This window comes from Hymenobacter seoulensis (genome assembly GCF_054780535.1).
In genome coordinates this window covers 52,310-66,409 of record NZ_BAAGWD010000001.1, presented here as the reverse complement: position 1 = coordinate 66,409, position 14,100 = coordinate 52,310, and the positions used below count along the sequence as shown (strand labels likewise).

Here is a 14,100-nt window from a genome sequence, read left to right as displayed (position 1 = left end):
ACCTAATTAAACAAATGGTTATTTTTAATAAAACACAGAATCAACACATACGCCCATTTGTTTAAACACAAATTTGACTGTTATGCTGAAGCTACTGGTTGACTGTTTAAGCTGGTATAATCATACTTGGCCTACAGCAGCAAGAGCTGCTAGGCAGCCCGGACAGCACAACCTCTAGTTCTGTCGGGGGAAATGCAACACTGGCCGAAACCCCGCCGGAGCGGCCGCCGGATTTCCTATCTTTGCCCCGTCGAAATCCGGCCATACCTGCATCAGGCTTTTACTTTCTATTATGAAGAAATTTTTCCTCCTCTCCTTTCTGCTACTAGGCACGCTGGCTGCTTCGGCCCAATACATGCCAGGCAAGCCCCGCAAGAAATACACGTTCCCTAAAAAGGATGAGGAAAGCCCCTACGTGCTCAACGTGACCAAGAACACCGATGAGGATGCCGAAGTAGACGCCTGCGTTACGCGCGTGGCCTACCGCCCGTATGCCGAGCTGCTGGTAGAAATCAATGAGCTCAAGCGCATGAACAACTGGGCCGACAGCACCTACCAGCGCCGCTTCGACCACCTACCGGCCGGCGGACAACTGACGGTTACCATGTATCGCAGAGGGGCTCAGAATGCCGATCCAGCCTACCTCAGCCTGGTAGCCAAAACCAAGGAGGGCAAAGAAGTACTGAATCTGGCGGAGCTGCCCGCTGGCCAGGGCCGTTTCTGGAACCGCGACCTGTACATGAGCAAGCGCACGATTCCGTTCACGAAGGTAGAGGCGCCCCAGGATGTAACACTGGTAATCAACGACGCCAAGACCAAGCAAAACTTCGAGTACATCATCAAAGCCCAGTAGCCCGAAGGCTTTCCGGCTAAGAGATACCTAGTAGCAACGCCCGCAAGGCCTACCCCAACATGGGTACGTCTGGCGGGCGTTGCTGATAGTAGATACCGGGGCTTAGCTGCGCCGCAATTGGGCCCACTGGGCCGCAATAATAGTTTTCCCATCCTGGAAAGAAGCAGCCGCGAGTTGCCCGGGAGTGAAATACACCGCTTCTATCTTCTCGTGCTCTTCGGCCAGGCCCCCGCCCTCGCCGGATTTGTGCTTTACCTCGGCATAAAACACAGTAATAATTTCAGAGCTGGTGCCCGGCGAAGGGTACATGCGCGCAATTTGCTCCAGGTACTCTACTTCATAGCCCAACTCCTCCTGAATTTCGCGCCGGATTGCTTCTTCCGGTTCCTCGTTGCCATCTATCATTCCGGCGGCAAGCTCCACTAGCTCGGCTTCGGGACCAATGCGGTACTGGCGCGTCAGGATGTACTGCCGGGTTTCGGTGTTCCACACCAGCGCCGCTACCGCAGTTCCGGGCTCAAACCGTTCCCGGTGCAGCGTATCGGCGCCATCCTGCACTTGCAGCTGGCTAAGCTTATAATGACCATTGTAAGCAACTTTACGGTCGGTGATTTTCATACGGCGACTAACTAAAAGACAACATATTTACGAGTAGAGTAAACGGAATTACACGTGAATAGTGTTGTACTAGCTACCGCCGCCTGGCCCATACCCACGCGTTTTCGCTGGCCGAGCACCACGTAAAAGCCTGTAAACAAGGCCTGGTAACCGCTGTTATACTGCTTGCTATCAGCATAAAAGTCGCTCATATTTTCCCATACCAAGTTCAATATCCGGCAGTCGGCGTAAAAAAGCCGACCTTTGCCGTAGCAAGTATTGTTTTGCCATTTCTACTGCCCGTTTGGCAGCTGTTTTTTCTTCTCTTTTGATGTCGTTCGACGAACTAAACCTTATTGAACCCATCCTGCGTGCCTTGCACGAGGAAGGGTACACTACCCCTACCCCCATTCAGCAGCAGGCTATTCCACAGGTGCTGGAAGGCCACGACCTGCTAGGCATCGCCCAGACGGGAACCGGCAAAACGGCCGCTTTCACCGTACCTATCCTTCAGATTTTGCACCAAACGGCCCAGGTAGAGCGTCATGCTCCCGGGCGTATTCGCTGCCTGATTCTTACGCCTACCCGGGAACTGGCTATTCAGATCGGCGAAAGTTTTCAAGCATATGGCCGGCATCTGCCCAAGCTGCGCTCCACGGTTATTTTTGGCGGCGTAGGCCAGCACCCGCAAGTGCAGGCGCTCAAGCGCGGCGTTGAGGTACTTATTGCTACCCCCGGCCGCTTGCTCGACCTCATGGGCCAGGGCTTCGTTGACCTGCGCAACATCGAGGTGTTTGTGCTCGACGAGGCCGACCGTATGCTGGACATGGGCTTTATCCATGACATCAAGCGTATTCTGCCCAAGTTGCCCACCCGGCGCCAGACGCTGTTCTTCTCGGCCACCATGCCCGGCCAGATTCAGGAGCTGGCCAACAGCATCCTGCGCCCTAATCCGGTAAAAGTGGCCGTTACGCCCGTATCAAGTACTGCTGATACCGTAACGCAGGCCGTGTACATGGTCGAGAAAAACGACAAGGCGGCCTTGCTGGAACACGTTCTGACGGACAGCAACATCCGGCGGGTATTGGTATTTACCCGCACCAAGCACGGAGCCGATAAAGTGGTTCGCACGCTGGCCAAAGCCGAAATTCCGGCGGAAGCCATCCACGGTAACAAGTCCCAGAACCACCGGCAGCGGGCACTTAGCAGCTTCAAGGCAGGTAGTACGCGGGTACTAGTAGCTACTGATATTGCGGCGCGCGGTATTGATGTGGAGGAGCTGACTCACGTTATCAACTACGAAATTCCGAACGAGCCGGAAACCTATGTGCACCGTATCGGTCGTACGGGCCGGGCTGGCGCCGATGGCACGGCCCTATCCTTCTGCGACGAAGAAGAGCGCGCTTACTTTCAGGATATCCAGAAGCTGATTCGTCGGCAGGTACCCGTGGTGCAGGCGCATCCCTTCGTAACGAACATGGTGCCGCCAGTACCGCTTTCGGGCGGTCCGGTTATTAAGCGGCCGAAGGGCCCGGCTGGTCGTCCGGCCCGCCCCGGACGCGGCACCCAGCCCGCCGATTCTGGTCGGGCAGCAGGTTCGGGCCGTCCGCAAGGGCAGGCGCCAAGCCGGAACGACCGGGGCGCCGGACAAGGCCAGCGCGGCGGGCATAGCTCCGCAGGCCGGGCTGCCGGGGCTCGTCCGGAAGGCAGTGGCGGCTCAGGAGGCAGCGGCCAACGCCGGCGCTTCCGCGGCGACGGTAGCCGGTAAGTAGGTTGCGCTTTTGCGCGAAAATCGATGCTTCTTTACTTGGTAAGGAAGCATCGATTTTTTTATGACCTAGCCCTTCCGGCAAGCTCCTCTTTGCGCTAAAAACAAAAGGCAGGCCCTGCAACTTATTCACAGGATAAGTCCTTCTTTCTGCGTCACATTTCTCTTGTTTTGTTATGGCTCAACGCACTCTTCCCGTTATTCAGGCACTGCGCGATACGGCACACCGCCTAGCTACCCAAGCTCCTTACCAATGGGGGCATATGGGTAGCTGCAACTGCGGGCACCTGGCCCAAACGGTAACCAAGCTCACTAAAGGCGAAATCCACGCGCGCGCCATGCAGCGCTACGGCGACTGGGAGCGGCAGCTAACCGATTACTGCCCTACCAGCGGCCTGCCCATTGATGAAACCATTGATGAAATGCTCGCACTGGGCTTCACCCGCCAGGACTTGGCTCACCTAGAGCGCCTCTCTGACCCCACCATCCGTATGGCCATCCCCTTTGAGCGCCGCGATGCCCTTCGGCACAACCAGCGCGATGATGTAGTACTATACCTACGTACCTGGGCCGATCTGCTCGAAAATGAATTACTGGCCGGTATTTCCCTGCCTTCGTTGTTGCCATCCGCCACCCTGCAGCCAGTGCTGCGCTAGGGTCAGCCGCAACCCCAACCCTTGCAGAACGCAGAAAGCCCCGCCGGCCATAGCCAGCGGGGCTTTTTTATGGGGCAGAAGCAGCGACTAAGGAGCTAAGCCCCCTTGGTGCACTACCTAATTGCTAGTACTAGTAATTAACGTTGCTACGCTGTGCTTCGCGGTATTGCTCCGTGCGGTGGCTACGCTTATAGGCCGCATCCGCGTTGGGGTCTTTCTCCGCATCGGGAGCTTGCGAGCAGGACGAGAGGAACAGCGAGGCGCAGGCGGCAAACAGGAAAGTCAGACGAAGATTTTTCATGCGCCAAAGGTAAGCACCGACCCGAAAACTCCCAAGCACTTCCTTCGGAATCGAAAACCACCGGCCACTACTTGTTGCATGATAGGCCGGCAGTGTTGTTAACAAATAGCAACTCCTATCAGGAGCACATGGTTTTCGGGGGAGCTAGCAGGAGCATTTACAATTCTATCAACCGATAGATAGCGTGTATTTGTAGGCAGTATTGCTTTGCTAGAGTACACAGCTCCCGCTCAATAGGTACTCTGCAAAGGGTGAGTTCACCGGCCTACCCAACCAGGGCTGCTAACGAATAGTTTAAACCTCACTTTCAGTTTCTCTCACTAAATGTATTAGCGAGGTCATGCATAGTGCATGTATGACTTTTCAGGTCTTTTCAGCAGTCAATACGATTAGCAAGCATAGCATATTAAGGCTACTATAATTGCTTAACCAAAGCACCCCACTACGATATAACTTTACCAAGTAAATAATAACAGCATTACTAAGCACTTTGATGTCAAGAACAAGTTGACTTACGTCATTATAAATTCTTGATAATAAGTTATTTATCTTATACAAAAATTATGTTCTATCAATAGGATTAGCAAATAATAATATGTTGTTTTACCCTATACATAGACAATATATAATAAAGCAAATTTACTACTTAGCACTCTTACTATCTACCTCTATTTAGAGGACTAAAACTGATACTGACAAATTGTATTAATGCGGTAAATAACATAGCATTTTGATAATATAAAACATACACCATCACATGGCTAACTAAGAGCTACTCAGGCCTAAAGTCAGAGAAGGTACCGTCCTGATAAAAGATTACTATACGGCGAATACGCTTCTCCGGATTGGCCAACCCGAGGGCAAAGTCCGATGGCTGTGAGGGTTGGGCCGCCACAACGGCAGCTCTGGCGGGGGGCACCACTGCAGCAATAGGCTGAGTCGCCATGGGAGCCTCCACTACCTTTTCAGGCGCGGCCACGGAGGTAATTTCTGCGACAACCGGAGCCATCACCTCCAGCGGAGTTGTAGCAGTTGCTCTCGGAGCTTCTACAGCCTCTACTGGTGGTGCAGATGACGCAAGGGGTTTAGCGCTGCTTACAGGCTTCTCAGGGCCCGGATTAGCGTCATCAGAGGGAACCTGTGCTTGCATGGGGCCAGTACCCAGCAGTAGCCACGACAACGATAGGCCTGGGAAGGCACTTACTATCTTCTGCACTACCTCTAAGCTCGGCTTATTGCGCCCGCTTAGAATATGGCTGACAATAGGCCTAGAAACCCCTATGGCATCAGCAAACTGAGTAGGGCTTAGCTTTTGGGTGCTTATAATCTGCTTTATTCGATCAAGCATAGTGGCAGTAGCAGTGATTTACAAATGTACTGGCTTTCCAGCACCTCAATCGCATACTCTACTTAGTTTACTTTTATTAACAAACGACTTTTCAGACTAATTCTACGGTTGACAATTGTATACAACAGCCATTGATTTACAATTGTATTACTTATGTAAACCATGCTTCATCTGTCGGCTCGAAAGGACGTGATATTGCTGAAGTATGGTTCGTCATTCTTTACCCGAGGCAAATAGCTCCTCTGTTACTCAAACGACACCCATCTAAGTTTTTCCAGAGGTCTACTAGGGTAGCTTAGCAACAAAACCTTACCAACTCGAAATCGGCCGCCTTCCCACCCTAGCCTCTCTTTGGTTACGCCTGATACTTGAGCTTCAGGCTAGGGCCGTGTTTTTACTGAACTCACTTGAGCGCTCGGTACTACTAGGGTGGCTGGAAGCACTAACCGTAAGCAGATCGAAGCATAGCATCTCGTGAAACGAGCAAAGCCGCCGGCCTACCTTTGCAGGTAGCCGACGGCTTAGTATTGGAAGGCAGGTGGGCGTGGTTAGACGCTAGTTGAAATACTCTTTAGCCAGAGCTTTGTCGTGGCCGTAGATGTCGTCACGGAAGTGCAACTTGCCATTTTCATCGGCCCAGGTAGTGAAGTACACCAGATAAACTGGCAGCTTTTCTGGCAGCGTAATGTACTTTTCGCGCCCCCCCGCAATGGTGTCCATGATGGTAGCTCTGTCCCAACCGGGCTTGTTGCGAAGCAGGTATTCCGCCAGCTTGATGGGCTCAGCTACCCGAACGCATCCGTGGCTAAAGCCCCGCTTGGTCTGGCTGAATAGCTCGTCGTGGGGGGTGTCGTGCAGGTAAATATCGTTGGAATTAGGGAAGATAAACTTCACATCTCCCAGGTCATTCTTAGGCCCCGGACGCTTTCGTAGCGTGTACTTCCACGTCTTCTCAGTCAGATTACTCCAGTCAATGGAGGTAGGATCAACGGGGGTGGCCTTGGCTCCCCACCCTTTTACTACCTCCATGTTGAGGCGCTCCAGGGTACCATAGGCATCGGCGGCCAGCTTCGGACGCAGCTCTTTATCGATGATGCTGTAGGGCACATTCCAGTACGGAGCCAGCACTACAAACTCCATTTTGTCGCTGAAAATAGGCGTTGCGTTCAACGTCTTGCCAACGATTACGCGCATCGTAAACGCCTCCTTGTTATCTTCTACTACGTGCAGCGTATAGTCCGGAATATTCACGAGCAGATAGTTCGGCTCGAACTTTTTCGGGATCCAGCGCCAGCGCTCCATGTTCAGAATGATCTGGTCAATGCGCTCCGACACCGGAATGTTCAGCAGTCGTACCGTTTCGCCGGCCACAATCCCGTCGGGCTTCAGGCCGTTTTGCGTCTGGAATTCTTTTACCGCCGCCACCAATTCCGGATCGTAGGTTGGAGCTGGGGCCGTACTTGCAGCGGGCTGCGTACCGCCCCCCGTATTGGATACGGCTACGGCCGGAGTTGCAGTCGATTCAGCAGCGGCCGCGGGGCCTCCTAGCAGGCGTGCCCGCAAGGCCGTAACGGCCGGTGAGGCAGCGCCCGGCTTCAGGCGCGTACCTGCCGGAACAGTAGCCCAGCCGCCGTTCCGCTGAATTTCGCGGTAATCAGCCAGGGCCTTTTTCAGGCGGTCGTACTCAGGGTGCAGCGGTTCGAAATCATAGTAGCCATAGATGCTTTCCCGCTCTTTCAGGATCGTCATCAGGGCCTTATGCAGCTTCACTTTGTTGCGTTTCACCTGCCAATCAATTGACTTGACAGCGCGTGGATCTACGGTGCCCCGATAGAAGTCGGAAGCATAGTTGAAGTAGGTACCCGATAGCGCTACGTCAATCTCCTTTTCCAGCGCATTGCGCTTGGTAGAGTCAGATTTAGCAGCCTCAAAATCAGCAAAGAGCTTATCGAAGTCCTTGGTTTTGTATTCTTTAGGGTCGAGTCCTTCGTCAGCGGCTTTGTTGATAACGCTGAGCAGCGTCTTGGCCTGGGGCACTATTTCGTGGTTCCGAAACCAGCCCAACCGGAAGCCACGTTCTTTGTAGAACTTCTTGGCCCAATCAATCTGGTCTTTAAACTTAGGATCAGCACTCATATACTTAACAATGTACACACTGTCGAGCGTGGGCTGAGCGCCACCAGCCTTGGTTAAGGCATCAGGTAAAGCGTCTTTGATCTGAGCTTTCTGATCCTGGCTGCACGACGCGGTAGACGTGAGCAGCAGCAGACCGAAAAGCCAGCAGCAAAGTGAGTAAAAAAAAGTAGGGCGAGCAGTTTGGATCATGTGCAAAGCGGAGAGAAAAACGAGAAGAAGCCAAATTCCGAGCCAATAGCGGCCGGGTTTAAGATCTGGGCGTTTTACTGAATTCGGAACCTATGAGTTGCCGCCTTCAGCTTTCTCTTACAGCCGATGCAAGTTAGCAGATTTACGATGATGCACCCCTATTAAGGCCGCATCAGATGTCTTGGTAACAAGACGACTGCTGAAACTTAGCTTGCCGCTTCCCAACCACTAGGGCCGAGTTGGAGTTAAATGCCGAGTGTTCCGGTATCTGGCTTTCACCTCCCGACAGAGCTAGTAGTACCAGCGGCACCTTTGTATCATTGGCCGGCTTGCGGCCAGTCTTTGCTTTACGATTTGCTTATGTCTCATCCTGCCTTGGCCTCCCCACTGGCTGTCACGCCCGACCCGCATAGCTACGCCCGGCCCGCCGAGGTCAGCGTGCACCACTTGGCGCTGGCCCTTACCGTTGACTTCGATGCTAAAACTTTGGCCGGCCATGCCACCTGGCTTCTCACCAATCATGCGGCGGCCGCCGAGCTGGTACTTGATGCCCGGGGGCTGGCAATAGAAGCCGTGCTGCTGGGTGGCCCTGACGGGGAGCCCACGGAGTTTACTCTTGGCCCCGAGGAGGCAGTACTAGGTCAGCCATTGCGCATAACCCTGCGTCCCAACACGAGCTCGGTCACGATCCGCTACCACACGACCCCGGGCGCGGCGGCGCTCCAATGGCTACAGCCTGAACAAACAGCCGGCCGGCAGCAGCCGTTTCTCTTCACCCAGTCGCAGGCTATTCTGGCGCGCACCTGGCTGCCGTGTCAGGACTCGCCTGGGGTTCGGTTTACCTATGAGGCTAGTGTGCGCGTGCCCGCGCATCTACTGGCCCTGATGAGCGCCGAAAACCCACAGACGCGCAACAGCAGCGGCAAGTATACCTTCCGCATGCACCAGCCCATTCCGGCGTACCTGATGGCCCTAGCCGTAGGCGATGTCGAGTACCAGGCGCTGAGCCCACGCACCGGCGTGTATGCTGAGCCCGCTACGCTGCCCGGTGCCGCCGAAGAGTTTGCTGACCTGGAAAAGATGGTAGCTGCCGCCGAGGATTTGTACGGCCCCTACCGCTGGGAACAGTATGATTTGCTGGTGCTGCCTCCCTCCTTTCCGTTTGGCGGTATGGAAAACCCACGTTTAACATTTGTTACACCCACAATTCTGGCCGGCGACCGAAGCCTTACCAGCCTGATTGCGCATGAGTTGGCGCATTCCTGGAGCGGTAACCTAGTTACGAACGCCACCTGGAACGACTTCTGGCTAAACGAGGGCTTCACGGTGTACTTCGAGCGCCGCATTATGGAAAAGCTATACGGCCGCCCCTACGCCGACATGCTGCAGGTGCTGGGCCATACGGCACTGTTGCATACCATCGAAGAGCTTGGCGCTACTAGCCCCGACACTCACCTGCACCTCAACCTGGCCGGCCGCGACCCCGACGAGGGCCTGAATGAAATTGCCTACGAGAAAGGCGACTACCTCCTACTCACTCTTGAGCACCTAGTAGGCCGCGAGGCGCTCGACACGTTTATTAAGGAGTACTTTGCTCGCCATAGTTTCCGCAGCATGGACACCGCTTCGTTTGTGCAGTACCTACGGCAGGAGCTTCTGGCGCAGCACCCGGGTCTAGAAGAACAGCTTCAGCTTGACGCCTGGATTAACGGCCCCGGCATTCCGGCGGTAGCCCCACCAGTTAGCGCCAGCCGCTTCGAGGCAGTAGACGAAGCGCTCCGGCTGTGGCAGGCGGGCACTCCGGCTGCGGCCCTCCTTACCTCCTCGTGGTCTAGCCATGAGTGGGTTCATTTCTTGCACGGCTTGCCTGCAAGTCTTCCCGCTGAAAAACAGGGCGAGCTAGATGCAGCCTTTCAGCTGACGAACTCCGGCAACTCAGAAATACTAGCGGCCTGGTTTCCGCATACTATTCGGGCGGGCTACTCCGCGGCTGATGCGGCGCTGGAGCAGTTCCTTACCCGGGTTGGCCGGCGCAAATTTCTGGCACCTCTCTATAAAGCCCTGCTTGCAGTTCCGGGAGGGACAGCACGAGCCCGCCGCATATATGCTACGGCCCGCCCAAACTACCATGCCGTTGCGACTGTTACCTTTGATGCGCTGCTAGGTGCCCCTTTGCCGTAAGCAGGTTGTGGCAGTAGCTTACCATAGCGCTGCTCCCAACTTTTTCGCAGACCGGGGCAGGGACCTGTTCCCCTGGCCTGCGCGTGGCCCGAACCTTGCTTGTGAGGCCCGGGTCTTTCCCTATTGTATTGCTTTAGCTGATCTTTCGAATTGAAAAACTCCAAACCGCTCGGTAAGCTCATTGCCATCGGAGGTAACGAAGACAAGGGCACCTACCCTAACCCCCGTACCAAAAAGAAATACTACCTCAACTTTTTCGAGCTGGGCATCCTGAAGCGGGTGGTGCTCGAATCAGGCAAGGAAGATCCGCGCATCGAGGTGATTACTACTGCCTCCATGATTCCGGCCGAGGTAGCGCGCATCTATATTTCCTCGTTCACGATGCTTAACTGCAACAACGTGAGCATCATGGATATTCGCACGCCCGAAGACGCCCGCCAGCCGGAGTATGTCGAGCGCCTGCGCCTGGCCGATGTGGTCATGATTTCAGGCGGCAACCAGTCGAGGCTGGTCGAAATGTTTGGGGGCACGGAGTTCCTGCGGGTACTGCAGGAGCGCTACTACAACCAGCCCAACTTCATCATTGCCGGCACCTCGGCCGGGGCCATGGCTATGTCGAAAACCATGATTATGGGCGGCAGCGTGCCCGATGCTCTTATGAAGGGAGCCGTGAAGATGGGTCACGGCCTGGGCTTCATCGATAATGTGGTCATCGACTCGCACTTTGTGAAGCGCGGCCGTTTTGGGCGCCTCATCGAAGCCGTAGCCCTGCACCCCAAGCTCATCGGGATTGGCCTCGGCGAAGATACGGGCGTGCTTATCACGGAAGGCAACCATTTGGAAACCATCGGCTCCAATCTAGTTATCATCATGGACGGGCACCAGCTGGAGCACAACAATGCTGCCGCCGCCAAAAAAGGCGAAGCCATTTCCATTGAAAGCATGCTGCTGCACGTGCTAGTGAAAGGCAACGTGTACGATATCAGCCAGCGCGCCTTTTACCCCGACCTCAAGCTCCGCGAGCAAGCCGCCGAGTCAGTACGCCTTACGGCCGGCCAAGATGCCAACACGCCCGCAGAGGCAAGCTAGCCGGTTACTACCCCCTACTATAAATCAAAGCCGACTCCTTATTCAAGGAGTCGGCTTTGTTGTTATTGGTTCTGGCTTGGGTGCTAGGTTTACTAGCCTTCTAAAACAGGTAAACCGGCTCCATTACCCAAGAAGAGCTTCTTAGCAGCATAGCAGCTCATCTACAGTAAGTTAGCGGCTTTAGGCAACCTAGTGACATATGTGCAGCTACTCCTTGTATATATGGTGCTTAAAAAGCAGCCCACGCTACTCCTTGTAAATAGCCACAAACGGAGCGGCATCGGTGGCCGACTGGCTGGCCCGATACATGCCTTCGGAGTTGAAGGGTAGCGCGATGTTGCCGGCCGCATCAATTGCCACCAGACCGCCCTCTCCCCCTAGTGGCGCGAGCTTCTCGTGCACCACGATGCGGCAGGCTTCGGCCAGACTTAAGCCCCGGTATTCCATTAGGCAGCTGATATCATGCGCTACCACGGCCCGCATGAAAAACTCACCGTGCCCGGTGCAGCTAATGGCACAGGTGCGGTTGTCGGCAAACGTACCCGCCCCGATAATGGGTGAGTCGCCGATGCGGGAATACTGTTTGTTGGTCATGCCGCCGGTGCTGGTGGCGGCTGCCAGGTTGCCGTGCTGGTCGCGCGCTACGGCTCCTACGGTTCCCATTTTCTTTTTGGGGTCCTCGTTCGGAAATACCCCGGGCTCTTCAAGCGGTGCGGCCGCAGGCTCGGCGGTGCTGTGGTCGAGGCGCATACGGCCTTCGGCCAGGGCTTCCTGTAGCTGGTCGTATCGTTGCTGGGTGAAAAAGTACTCGGCGGGTTGGGTGGGCAGGCCATGCAGCTGGGCCAGCTTATCGGCGCCGGGGTAAGCCAGCAGCACGTGTTCGGTTTTCTCCATCACCAGGCGAGCGGCCCGAATCGGGTTTTGCACGCTCCGGACTCCGGCTACGGCTCCGGCGGCGCGGCTGCGGCCATCCATTATGGCGGCGTCCATTTCATGATGGCCTTCGTGGGTGAACACGGCTCCGCGGCCGGCGTTAAACAACGGGCAGTCTTCGAGGCTGCGCACGGTTAGCTCTACGGCATCAAGCGCTGAGCCTCCCTGGCGCAGTACGGCGTACCCCACAGCTAATGCCTCAGCTAGGGCCAGCCGATAGGCAAGCTCTTTTTCCGGCGTCATGAACTTGGGAGATATAGTGCCGGCACCACCGTGCAAGGCTAAAGCGAAAGGAGCAGTCATAGAGCGAAAAAATATCGGGTAGGCGCAAAACGCAAGACAAAGGTAGGCAAGCATCTGGCCCGGGCGCAGCGGAACTGACCCGAACGAACCGCGTTTTTTTTCGTAGGTTTGGTTTACTGTTTTCAACTCCCCAAACATATTCATCCTTATGGCTTACGAAGCTACCGGCCGCCTGCACGAGATTTTCGACGAACAGCAGGTGAGCGAGAAATTCCGCAAGCGCGAGTTCGTGCTGGAGGTCGTAGACGGCCAATACCCCGAGCATATCAAGTTCCAGTTGGTACAAGATAAAACGGCCCTCATTGATCCGTATAAAGTAGGCGACGAGGTAAAAATCTCCTTTAACCTGCGGGGCCGTGGGTTCAACAAGAACGGCCAGATGCTGTACTTCACGAACCTGGAGGCTTGGCGCATTGAGGCAGGTAGCGGTGCTGCCGCTGCTCCTCAGGGTGGTGGCTACCAGCAGCCTGCTGCTGCTCCGCGCGCTGCTGCTCCTGCCCAAAACCAAAACCCGAACCTGCGTGCCTCGGCGGCTCCTATTGCCTCCGACGACGACAACGACCTGCCCTTCTAATCCGGCCTCCGGACTAGGTCTTCCTGTATGCAAAGCCGCTTCCGGATTCCGGGAGCGGCTTTTTGTTGGCGGCTGGCAGGAAGTTTGCTGCCCTTGCCCGCCGATTAGAGCACTATATTGGTGCCTTTGCAATTTTTCCGCACCACCAGCCCTTATTTTTCGTAGGGCTTTCCAGCGCCTTTCCTTGTACGCTCAGGCATGCGCCGGTACCTTTCGTTTTTCGCGTTTGCCCCTCTTTCCTTATGAAATCTGCTGCTCTTCCGCTTACCGGCAAAACGGCCCTCGTCACCGGCGCGACCAGCGGTATTGGCTTAGTCACGGCCCGGGAGCTCGCCCGGCAGGGAGCCCGCGTGATTATGGTGGGCCGCGACACGGACAAGGCGGCCCGGGCGCTAGCGTCCATTCAGCTAGCCGTTGGCACCGATGCCCCAGTGCACGTGAAATGCTACGACCTTTCTTTGATTCAGAATGTGCGCACGCTGGCCGAGGAACTGGAGCACGAGCTAAGTCAGCTGGATATTCTGGTGAACAATGCCGGAATTATGCCGGGTCGGCTGATGCTCACCGAAGAGGGCCATGAGCTGAGCTGGGCCACCAACCACTTGGCGCCGTATGCCCTCACCAACTTGCTGCTGCCGTTGCTGGATGCCGCTGGCCAGGCCCGGGTAGTCACGGTATCATCGGTGGCGCATTGGGTGGGCGAGATTGAGCCCGACCGCGAAGTGCGCAACTCCCCTGATAAATACAGCTGGCTGACGGCCTACGCAGACTCCAAACTGGCCAATATTTTATTTACCAATGAGCTAGCCCATCGACTGGACCTAACGGGAATTACGGCCAACTGCCTGCACCCCGGCATGGTGGACACCGGCCTGATGCGCCCCGACACGTCGCCTGTGATGAAGGCCTTGTGGTGGACGGCAAAACCGCTGATGAGATCACCGGAACGTGGGGCCCAAACCACCTTGTATCTGGCCACTTCCCCGGAGGTAGCTAGTGTTAGTGGGCGCTACTTCGCTAACGCCAAACCAGCCCGCACCTCAGAGCGGGCGCAAAGCCGGGCTGAAGCTAGCCGGCTCTGGAAGATTTCCGCCGACGAAACCGGCATTGAGTAGCGAGCCTCGCTGGATACTTTTTGGGGTGGAGCACGTTTAGTACTAGGTAGCAAGCAG

12 protein-coding genes are annotated in these 14,100 nt (G+C 55.5%); 7 read left to right on the top strand and 5 right to left on the bottom strand.

Annotated features, from left to right (window positions below; translation table 11 throughout):
* Window positions 1-292: 292 nt before the first annotated feature.
* A complete protein-coding gene (locus ACYVHC_RS00290) occupies window positions 293-853 on the top strand; it encodes a hypothetical protein (protein WP_460611657.1) in 561 nt (186 codons plus the stop codon).
* Window positions 854-955: 102 nt separating this feature from the next.
* On the opposite strand, the gene ACYVHC_RS00285 is transcribed toward ACYVHC_RS00290, so the two are convergent.
* Window positions 956-1,471, bottom strand: a complete 516-nt coding sequence (locus tag ACYVHC_RS00285) for an NUDIX hydrolase (RefSeq protein WP_460611656.1) — start codon at window positions 1,469-1,471, stop codon at window positions 956-958.
* A 310-nt stretch (window positions 1,472-1,781) separates the two neighbouring features.
* Here ACYVHC_RS00285 and ACYVHC_RS00280 point away from each other — a divergent pair, with 310 nt between their 5' ends.
* Together ACYVHC_RS00280 and ACYVHC_RS00275 are read left to right on the top strand one after the other, a co-directional pair.
* On the top strand, window positions 1,782-3,218 hold the full coding sequence (locus ACYVHC_RS00280) for a DEAD/DEAH box helicase (RefSeq protein ID WP_460611655.1): 1,437 nt from the start codon (window positions 1,782-1,784) through the stop codon (window positions 3,216-3,218).
* A gap of 176 nt (window positions 3,219-3,394) precedes the next feature.
* Complete coding sequence (locus tag ACYVHC_RS00275) at window positions 3,395-3,874, top strand: hypothetical protein (RefSeq protein WP_460611654.1); 480 nt, start codon at window positions 3,395-3,397, stop codon at window positions 3,872-3,874.
* 130 nt (window positions 3,875-4,004) lie between these two features.
* Here ACYVHC_RS00275 and ACYVHC_RS00270 read toward each other — a convergent pair whose 3' ends face one another.
* The 3 genes from ACYVHC_RS00270 to ACYVHC_RS00260 form a co-directional block, all read right to left on the bottom strand.
* On the bottom strand, window positions 4,005-4,175 hold the full coding sequence (locus tag ACYVHC_RS00270) for a hypothetical protein (RefSeq protein ID WP_460611653.1): 171 nt from the start codon (window positions 4,173-4,175) through the stop codon (window positions 4,005-4,007).
* A 772-nt stretch (window positions 4,176-4,947) separates the two neighbouring features.
* Window positions 4,948-5,523, bottom strand: coding sequence for a helix-turn-helix domain-containing protein (locus ACYVHC_RS00265; RefSeq protein WP_460611652.1), 576 nt, complete (start codon window positions 5,521-5,523; stop codon window positions 4,948-4,950).
* A 555-nt stretch (window positions 5,524-6,078) separates the two neighbouring features.
* Complete coding sequence (locus ACYVHC_RS00260) at window positions 6,079-7,848, bottom strand: L,D-transpeptidase family protein (RefSeq protein ID WP_460611651.1); 1,770 nt, start codon at window positions 7,846-7,848, stop codon at window positions 6,079-6,081.
* 360 nt (window positions 7,849-8,208) lie between these two features.
* On the opposite strand from ACYVHC_RS00260, the gene ACYVHC_RS00255 reads away from it, so the two are divergent.
* Together ACYVHC_RS00255 and ACYVHC_RS00250 are read left to right on the top strand one after the other, a co-directional pair.
* Window positions 8,209-10,029, top strand: a complete 1,821-nt coding sequence (locus ACYVHC_RS00255; RefSeq protein ID WP_460611650.1) for a M1 family metallopeptidase — start codon at window positions 8,209-8,211, stop codon at window positions 10,027-10,029.
* Window positions 10,030-10,179: 150 nt separating this feature from the next.
* The gene (locus ACYVHC_RS00250) at window positions 10,180-11,118 is read left to right on the top strand and encodes a cyanophycinase (protein ID WP_460611649.1); all 939 of its coding nucleotides are present in this window, start codon (window positions 10,180-10,182) and stop codon (window positions 11,116-11,118) included.
* 246 nt (window positions 11,119-11,364) lie between these two features.
* On the opposite strand, the gene ACYVHC_RS00245 is transcribed toward ACYVHC_RS00250, so the two are convergent.
* Window positions 11,365-12,354, bottom strand: coding sequence for an isoaspartyl peptidase/L-asparaginase family protein (locus tag ACYVHC_RS00245; protein WP_460611648.1), 990 nt, complete (start codon window positions 12,352-12,354; stop codon window positions 11,365-11,367).
* Window positions 12,355-12,502: 148 nt separating this feature from the next.
* On the opposite strand from ACYVHC_RS00245, the gene ACYVHC_RS00240 reads away from it, so the two are divergent.
* Both ACYVHC_RS00240 and ACYVHC_RS00235 read left to right on the top strand, forming a co-directional pair.
* Window positions 12,503-12,928, top strand: coding sequence for a DUF3127 domain-containing protein (locus ACYVHC_RS00240; protein WP_460611647.1), 426 nt, complete (start codon window positions 12,503-12,505; stop codon window positions 12,926-12,928).
* A gap of 242 nt (window positions 12,929-13,170) precedes the next feature.
* The gene (locus ACYVHC_RS00235; protein ID WP_460611646.1) at window positions 13,171-14,043 is read left to right on the top strand and encodes an SDR family oxidoreductase; all 873 of its coding nucleotides are present in this window, start codon (window positions 13,171-13,173) and stop codon (window positions 14,041-14,043) included.
* The last annotated feature ends 57 nt before the right edge of the window (window positions 14,044-14,100 follow it).